The organism is Pseudomonas sp. P5_B2 (assembly GCF_056400445.1).
The window spans coordinates 1-7,206 of sequence record NZ_JBFULH010000206.1 but is presented as its reverse complement, the minus strand read 5'-3'; the positions used below and the strand labels follow the sequence as shown (position 1 = coordinate 7,206).

Annotated in this window: 5 protein-coding genes, 1 tRNA gene and 1 pseudogene; 2 read left to right on the top strand and 5 right to left on the bottom strand. The window is 58.3% G+C overall.

Annotated features, from left to right (window positions below; translation table 11 throughout):
- Positions 1–39: 39 nt before the first annotated feature.
- A tRNA-Glu gene (locus AC1DRJ_RS15980) sits at positions 40–115 on the bottom strand.
- Positions 116–481: 366 nt separating this feature from the next.
- Between AC1DRJ_RS15980 and AC1DRJ_RS15975 the strand changes: the two genes are divergently transcribed.
- Entirely contained in the window at positions 482–1,252 is a 771-nt protein-coding gene (locus tag AC1DRJ_RS15975; protein ID WP_477803013.1) for a hypothetical protein, read from the top strand.
- Between the two features lie 240 nt (positions 1,253–1,492).
- On the opposite strand, the gene AC1DRJ_RS15970 is transcribed toward AC1DRJ_RS15975, so the two are convergent.
- The 4 genes and pseudogenes from AC1DRJ_RS15970 to AC1DRJ_RS15955 form a co-directional block, all read right to left on the bottom strand.
- Positions 1,493–2,356 (bottom strand): methyl-accepting chemotaxis protein, encoded by an 864-nt coding sequence (locus tag AC1DRJ_RS15970; RefSeq protein ID WP_477803014.1) that lies wholly within the window; start codon positions 2,354–2,356, stop codon positions 1,493–1,495.
- A pseudogene (locus tag AC1DRJ_RS15965) lies at positions 2,354–2,578 on the bottom strand (HAMP domain-containing protein); the annotation flags it as partial. The gene AC1DRJ_RS15970 and the pseudogene AC1DRJ_RS15965, both read right to left, overlap by 3 nt.
- A gap of 991 nt (positions 2,579–3,569) precedes the next feature.
- Positions 3,570–4,961, bottom strand: a complete 1,392-nt coding sequence (locus AC1DRJ_RS15960) for an aminotransferase-like domain-containing protein (protein ID WP_477803012.1) — start codon at positions 4,959–4,961, stop codon at positions 3,570–3,572.
- A gap of 184 nt (positions 4,962–5,145) precedes the next feature.
- Positions 5,146–5,907: an SDR family oxidoreductase gene (locus AC1DRJ_RS15955; RefSeq protein WP_477803011.1), complete on the bottom strand. Its 762-nt coding sequence runs from the start codon at positions 5,905–5,907 to the stop codon at positions 5,146–5,148.
- Positions 5,908–6,143: 236 nt separating this feature from the next.
- Between AC1DRJ_RS15955 and AC1DRJ_RS15950 the strand changes: the two genes are divergently transcribed.
- Positions 6,144–7,148, top strand: coding sequence for an NADP-dependent oxidoreductase (locus AC1DRJ_RS15950; RefSeq protein ID WP_477803010.1), 1,005 nt, complete (start codon positions 6,144–6,146; stop codon positions 7,146–7,148).
- The last annotated feature ends 58 nt before the right edge of the window (positions 7,149–7,206 follow it).

The window sequence follows — 7,206 nt, the reverse complement described above, 5'->3', positions numbered from 1 at the left end:
TGGCAAGGTCGTGCTCTACCAACTGAGCTATTCCCGCATTGGCGTCCCCTAGGGGACTCGAACCCCTGTTACCGCCGTGAAAGGGCGGTGTCCTAGGCCACTAGACGAAGGGGACACACGTACAACATTCACTCCCTACCGCGTTTCGCTGTGTGCTTTCCGCTGTAAGTGGCGCGCATTCTATGGATGGATTGAGAGGTCGTCAACCCCCAGTTATAAATTTATTTAAATCAATGACTTCGCCCTGCTTTGAGACACGTTTCAGGCTTTTGCGTAGCCAAGTCTTTGACGCCTATTTTCCGACCTCCATCAAGGCGCTATAGTCCACGACGTCAAAATGATATCAATCAGCCATGTATTCGCCACCATTTATCTAAGTGGGGTAACGGCCGATATATAGATGGACCTAGCTGATTCAAATGATCGCGCGGGCCTTATCCGCCCCAATGCCAAGCCACTACACCCAATAAGAGGTCTTACGGTGACACCACTCATGATCACCCTGCTCGTCGTAGCCGGCATTGCACTACTGATCGCCATTGGCTACATGAACAACGTGGTGGAAAACAACAAGCTGGAAAAGGCCCGCACCAAGGTTGAGCTCAACGACCGCCTGCGCCGCTGCGGTGAAATCACCGAGACCTTTCCTGGTCAGTTGATGACACCGGCACTCAAGCTGTTGTTGACCCGCCTGGAACTCAATGTCTGCCAGCGTCTGCTCAACCTGGAAAAAACCAGCGCCAACCTCAAGGCGCGGATTACCGAGCTAGAGGCTCTTGCTGCCCAAGGCGAATCAATCCCGGTCAATAACCCGCCGGCACCGATCCAGACCGAAGCCAAGGCCAAAGACGTACGCTTCCTGCTCGAAGCCCTGCACGGCCAAATCACCCGTGCTGCCCATGACGGCTTCCTGACGACCAACGAAGCCAAGCGCTGGATCCGCGAAGTCCGTCATATCCTGGTGTTGCTGCACATCGAGTTTTTCAACAACCTCGGCCAGCATTGCTTGCAACAGAACCAGCCGGGGCAGGCGCGCCTGGCGTTCGAACGCGGCGTGCAGTACCTGCGCAAACAACAGGAGCCACAAACCTACGCCGAACAGCTGCAGTACCTGGAGAAACTACTGGCTCGCGCCAACGCCATGGTGATGGACAAATTCGCTGCGGTTGAGGGCGAGACCAACCAGTTGAACACAGGCCTTAAACAAGTCGATGCCGATGCCGACTGGAAAAAGAAAGTGATCTACGACTGATCAGCGCAAATGGAAAAACCACCGAAACGGTTAATGCCAGTCAATTTAGAAGTATTGGGCTCAACACACTCCTGGTAGCAGCTGGCGAAGCCTGCGTTCGGCCGCGAAGCGGTCGCAAATCCTGTAACCGCGGAAAACCTGTGACACCATAGTGTCTGATTTTACGACCGCTGCTCGGCCGAACGCAGGCTTCGCCAGCTGCGGACCGCGTGACGGCATAACTGACTGGCATTAGGGTTTTCAGAGCCGGAAGTGCCCCACCATTCCCTTCAACTCAAGCCCTAGCTGCGCCAGCTCAATGCTGGACGCCGCATTGCCCTGCATCGCCAGTGATGACTGATCTGCGCTCGCGCGGATACTCGTGACGCTACGATTGATCTCCTCAGCCACCGAACTCTGTTCCTCGGCTGCTGCGGCAATCTGCTGGTTCATCTGCTGAATCAACGACACCGCCGCCGCAATACTCCCTAACGCGCTTTCGGTCTGCAACGCATCACTGACGGCCAGTTTCACCAGTTCACCGCTGCTCTGAATCTGCTGCACCGACGACTTCGCAGCCGAGCGCAAGGCACTGACCAGACGTTCGATCTCCTCGGTCGATTGCCGGGTACGCTTGGCCAGCGCCCGAACTTCATCAGCCACCACTGCAAAGCCCCTGCCCTGCTCGCCCGCCCGTGCGGCCTCGATCGCTGCGTTGAGCGCCAACAGGTTGGTTTGCTCGGCAACACTCTTGATCACGCTGAGCACCGTACCGATGTTCTGGATTTCTGCGCTCAGGCTTTCGATGCTGGAACTGGCCGATGTCGCCGAGTCCGCCAATTGCTCGATGCGCGCCATGCTCTGGCGCACTACCTGCTGCCCACTTTCAACCTTGTCATCCGCCGTTTGTGCAGCCTGGGCGGCCTCTTCAGCGTTACGCGCCACGTCGTGTACCGTCGCGGCCATCTGGTTCATCGCCGTGGCGACCTGCTCGGTTTCTTCTTTCTGACTGCTGACTTCCAGGTTGGTCTGCTCGGTCACCGCCGATAGCGAATGCGCTGAATTCGCCAATTGCTCGATACCGGCCTGCAAGCCACTGACGATACGGCTGAGCCCGGCGCCCATCTGTTGCATCGCCAGCATCAATTGGCCGATCTCGTCACGGCGGGTTACTTCGACCGTCGCACTCAAATCACCCGCGGCGATCTGCTGGGCGTCACGAATCACACTGCGCAGCGGCGCCACGATCAACCGCGTAATCACCCACGCCGCCACCAGCCCGACCAGCAGCGCCAAGGCAGAGGAACCAAGGATCAGCAAAGAGTTCTCTTTCARCTCGGCCTGCATCGACCGGTCTTCGGCGACATAGGCCTGATCCACCCGCTCCACGACTTGCGCGGCGCGCTGATGCAGTTGTACGTAGACAGTTTTCTCCTGGGCCAACAGACCGGTGTACTCCGTGAGTTTTTCGCTGAAACTGCCGATGCGGCCGGTTACTTCACTGAGGACCGTCTGATAGCCCTCATCCTTGACCGTGGTTTTCAGCTGTTCGGCCTGAACCAGCGCCTGATCCGCCTGCTCAATCTTGCCTTGGCCCGCGCTGTCATCGCCCTTGCGATTCTGATCCAGACGCACCCGCGCCTCGTTCATGGCTTGCAACATCAACCGCGAGACCTGGCTGACCTGACTGGCCTGCTCGATGAATTGCCCACCGTCCTTGCCCTCGGTTTGCTTCAACGTATAGGCGCCGTCATCGGCGAGGCCTGCTTGCAGCACATCAAGGTTATTGGCCACGCTGGACACCGACCAACTGGCCATTTCCAGCGCCAGGTCCTTGGCCTGACTCAACGAGACGAACTCATCGAACGCCTTGYGATAGGCGCCCAGCGAGTGCTCGACTTCATTCATTACAGGCACGTTTGCCCTCGATGAGGCCTTGAGCCGGGTCGCCAGAGCAATCAGGCCATCAACGCCTTCGTGCAGGGCATCGGCGGTTTTCGGGTTGCCGTGCAAGGCGTACTCCTGCTCCAGCAGTCGCACGTTGAGCAAACCGCTATTGAGCGATGACATCTGCTTGAGCCCATCGAAGCGTTGACTGATGGTTTGCAAGGCCCCTACGCCGATGGCGGCGACCAGCGCAGTCAACAGCAGCAGCACCAGTACGAACCCGACACCCATTTTGTTTGCCATCCCGAGGTTGGCAAAACGTCCTTGCATGGCCGAAATCATTGCGCATAGTTCCCTGACATGGTCTGTTCACGCAGGGTCGCAACGAGGCCTGTGCCTGCACAAGACTCGGGCGCCGTAATAATGGCAAAAAGCTACGCCCGCGTCGTTTTCAGAACGCCTGAAGTCGATTCAGAGCGGTGGCCTGAAAAAATGCCCGCGCACGGGGATCACAGGCGTATGCCACGTTGATGCGCTGCCAGTCCGTGGTTTCACCGCCGGGGTTGAAGGCTGTGGTTGAAGACAGCAGCACCCCGAAGCGTCGGGCCTGCTTGCGCACCTGAGCGAAGTCGGACCTGCGTGATCGCGCCCAGATGAACAGACCACCCACCGGCTTGCCGAAAACTTCCCAGTCGGCATCTTCGAGCACTTGCAGGGCGGCTTCTCTGTCGGTGTTCAATCGCTGCCGCAGGCGCTGAACCAGTTTGCGATACGCGCCGCTGGCCAACAGGCAAGCCAGCACTGTTTCGCAAAACCTTGAAGTGCCCATGCTGCTGGTCATCTTGACCTCGGCCAGTCGCGAAACCATCGTGTTACTGGCCACGACAAAGCCGACGCGCAATGAACTGCTGAGGGTCTTGGAGTAACTGCCGACATAAATCACATTGTCGTCGATCCCCATCGCCGCGAGGCGAGTGCCGGGGCCGCGGTGCAAATCGGCATAGACGTCATCTTCGATCACCAGCACGCCATGGGCTTTGGTCAATTGCAGCACCCGCTGCACCACGACGGGTGTCAGGCTACTGCCGGTCGGGTTTTGGTAGAAACTATTGATAAACAGCGCACGGGGCCGGTACTTCACCAACAGCGCTTCTAATGCCTGCGTGTCAGTCCCTCGCGGGGTGCGCGGCACCTCGATCATCGTCACGCCGTTGAGCCYGAGCAGATCGAACAATAGTGGATACCCCGGACTTTCCACCACCACGCAATCTCCCGGTTTGAGCAACGTGCGCACGATCAGATCGAGCCCGTGAGTAGCCCCGGTTGTGGTCACAATCCTTCTGTCATCCACTTCAATGTCCATTTGCTGGAGGCGCTTGAGGATTTGCTCGCGCAAGGCGGGTAAACCCAGTGGCGTGCTGTAGCTGAACAGCCCGGACATGTCGGTGCGGCTTACCTGACGGATTGCGTAGGTCAAATCGTCAGTTTGACGCCAACTCTCGGGCAAGCCGCCACAACCCAGTTTGAGGTCACCCGAGGCGCGGCCCAGCGTCACTTCAGCTCCTTCGAACCAAGGGCTATTCTGTTGCCCCTCAGCGGCCAACGCAGGCATGGCAACAATGAACCCTGCACCCTGACGCGGCGCCAGCACGCCTTGCGCAACCAGGCGTTCGCAGGCTTCGACAACACAGGATTGACTGAGCAAATTGACCCGTGCAATTTGCCGCGCAGAAGGCAAACGCGTCCCCGGCAGTACCCTTCCCTGCCGGAGCCAGCCGACCAACGCGTCGACGATTTGCTGCACGACCGGCACCAATGCCTGTCGATCGATTCTCAATTCCATGAGCAAGCACACTCCTGTCCGTTTTACGGGAAACAGTTAATCACAGGAGCGATGAATCAGATGTGCGACAACGCCGCTAAATCCCTCGGTTCTAACCCTTTGAAACACATTGCTGAGACCCGTCACGGAACTGTAAAAAAACCCGCACAAGTACGGGTTTTTTCCTACGTTGCAGCGCCTGAGTTCAAAACGCCGTAACGCCACCATCCACCGCCAGCGAATGACCGGTAGTGAATGACGCGCCGTCGCTGCACAGGTACAGCACAGCGCTGGCAATTTCCTCGACCGTGCCGATGCGCCCCACCGGGTGCATGGCGTTGGCAAACTCGCCCTTCTTCGGGTCCGCTTCATAGGCCCGGCGGAACATGTCGGTGTCGATCACTGCCGGGCATATCGCATTCACGCGAATTTTCTTCTTGGCGTATTCGATCGCTGCCGACTTGGTCAGCCCGATCACCGCATGCTTGGACGCCGCATAGATACTCATCTTCGGTGCCGCCCCCAAGCCCGCTACCGAAGCGGTGTTGACGATCGCACCGCCGCCCTGGGCCAACAACAAGGGCAATTGATACTTCATGCACAACCAGACGCCTTTGACGTTGACGCCCATGATCGCATCGAACTCATCCAGTGTGCCTTCGGCGAGTTTACCTTTCTCGATCTCGATGCCGGCATTGTTGAAGGCATAGTCCAGACGGCCGTAGGTATTCACCACTTCGTCCATGAGGTTTTTTACATCGCTTTCCAGCGTGACGTTGCAACGCACGAAGGTCGCTTCGCCACCCGCGGTACGAATCAGCGCCACGGTGTCTTCGCCGCCAGCGGTGTCCAGATCGGCGACCACGACCTTCAACCCTTCGGCTGCGAACGCTTGGGCGGTCGCACGGCCAATACCGTTGGCAGCGCCAGTCACCACGGCGACCTGACCGGAAAACGTCATGCTCATTGTTATGTCCTCGAAGAGAAGAATTTGGGGGATTGCCTGGGTTTCAGTCTAGGCATGGAGGGCTTCAGCGCGGCAGCACTATCAGAAGGCCGGTTGAGCGGCCATGCGTGGCAGTGATAGAACACCGACCCTGACTATCACTGCACTGGATCGATATGCATTCGCCGCATCAGCCGAACTTGCGGCATTGATCATGAAGGGCTATCAACAAGGCTTCATCATCTTGAGTGCCTGTCATGACTACCCAGACCAATCGCCAGTTCCTGCTCGCCAAACGTCCGGTGGGCGCGGCGACCCGCGAGACCTTTACCTATCAGGAAGTACCGGCCGGCGAGCCGGCGTCGGGGCAGATTCTGGTCAAAAACGAATACTTGTCCCTGGACCCGGCCATGCGCGGCTGGATGAACGAGGGCAAGTCCTACATCCCGCCGGTGGGCTTGGGTGAAGTGATGCGCGCCTTGGGCGTCGGTAAAGTCGTGGCCTCGAATAATCCAGGGTTTGCGGTCGGGGACTACGTCAATGGCGCCCTCGGCGTGCAGGATTACTTCCTGGGCGAACCACGCGGTTTCTACAAGGTTGATCCGACACTGGCGCCATTGCCGCGCTATTTGTCCGCACTTGGCATGACCGGAATGACCGCCTACTTCGCCCTGCTCGATGTCGGAGCGCCGAAAGCCGGTGACACCGTGGTTCTGTCGGGCGCGGCCGGTGCGGTGGGCAGCATTGCCGGGCAAATCGCCAAGATCAAAGGGTGCCGCGTGGTCGGGATTGCCGGCGGCGCGGACAAGTGTCAGTTCCTGATCGACGAATTGGGTTTTGACGGCGCCATCGACTACAAAAACGAAGACGTCATCGCTGGTCTCAAACGCGAATGCCCGAAAGGGGTCGACGTGTATTTCGATAACGTTGGCGGCGACATCCTCGATGCGGTACTGAGCCGACTGAACATGAAGGCGCGTGTGGTGATTTGCGGCGCTATCAGCCAGTACAACAACAAGGAAGCGGTCAAGGGGCCGGCCAATTACCTGTCGCTGCTGGTCAACCGCGCGCGGATGGAAGGTTTTGTCGTGATGGACTACGCCGCCCAATTCGCCGCCGCCGGGCAGGAAATGGCCGGGTGGATGGCCAAGGGGCAACTCAAGAGCAAGGAAGACATTGTTGACGGACTGGAGACATTCCCGGAGACGCTGATGAAATTGTTCAGCGGCGAAAATTTCGGGAAGTTGGTGTTGAAGGTTTAACCCAGTCTTTTCAGACACCACAAAACCAATGTGGGAGCGGGCTTGCTCGCGAATGCGG